The organism is Streptomyces sp. NPDC005402 (assembly GCF_040606575.1).
Taxonomy (GTDB): domain Bacteria; phylum Actinomycetota; class Actinomycetes; order Streptomycetales; family Streptomycetaceae; genus Streptomyces.
Map to the genome: position 1 here is coordinate 1 of NZ_JBEXFB010000081.1, position 1,138 is coordinate 1,138.

General features: G+C 64.1%; 1 protein-coding gene. It reads left to right on the forward strand.

Features of this window, described 5'->3' with window-relative positions; genetic code table 11:
- A partial coding sequence (locus ABZT02_RS46165; protein WP_356029486.1) for a tyrosine-type recombinase/integrase occupies positions 1 to 1,137 on the forward strand: 1,137 nt, incomplete at its 5' end.
- Position 1,138: the final 1 nt, after the last annotated feature.

The following is a 1,138-nucleotide window of genomic DNA, read 5'->3' on the forward strand; positions in this document are numbered from 1 at the left end:
CGTGGGATGGGTTCGTTTTTTAAGGAGTGTGGGCATCCGCGGTCGCGGTGGTCGAAGTGTCCTCACTTCTACAAGATCCGTTACCGGGCGGCGGGTGGGGGTCAGAGGGAGGAGTCGGGGTTCGCGACCCAGGATCAGGCCGCCGAGCGGTTGGTGGAGATCTACAACGGGAAGAAGGCTGCTCCGCGGGGGCAGGTGAAGGCGGAGCGGGTCGCGAAGTACGGGGCGATGCGGTTCGGGGAGTATGCGGCGGGATGGAAGGCCGCCCAGCGTGATCTTGGGCCGGCGTCTGTGAGGCACCTGGAGTCGCTGCTGGACATTCATCTGCTGCCGCAGCTGGGCAGCCGTCGGATGGAGACCTTCGACCACAAGGTCGTCGAGGGGTTCCTCCAGACGATGGAGCGCAACGGGGTGGGACTGGCGGCGCAGTCCAACGCGTTCGACAAGCTCAAGGCGATCCTGCTGGACGCGCACCGGCTGGGGCTGTTCGACGACAACCCGGTGGCCGGCATCAAAGCGCCGCAGTACGACCCCAAGCGGGTGGTGATCCCTTCACCCGCCCAGTTGCAGGACATACGTTCCGCCGGCGACGACAGCTTCACGCTCGTCACCGACCTGATGAGCGGATGCGGGATGCGCAACGGCGAGGCCTTCGCCGTGAACGTCAACAACATCGTCGCCGACGACGTCTACCGGATCACCGAACAGGTCAACCGGACCACCTGCCAGTACGACCGGCTCAAACACCGCCGGCCCGACGAATACCGGGACGTGCCCCTGCCTGCCCGCACACGGCGGACCATCGAGTGGTACGCGGACAAGCACGGCACCGTCGACGGCTACCTGCTGCGTCATCCCGGCGACCCGTCGCGCACTTTTCCCCACTACCACATCGCCAACCAGTGGAAGCGGATCAAGAAAGCCGGGCAGACTGACATCCCCGAGGGAATGGTCGTCTACAGCTTCCGGCACTTCTTCGCCTCGAACTGCCTCAACCACGGCATCCCCATCACCGACGTCGCAGAATGGATGGGACACAAAACCATCGAGGTCACCTACAAGATCTACCGCCACCTCATGCCCGGATCCATCAGCAAAGCCGCCAAGATCCTCAACCACGACCTCACGACACAATAGC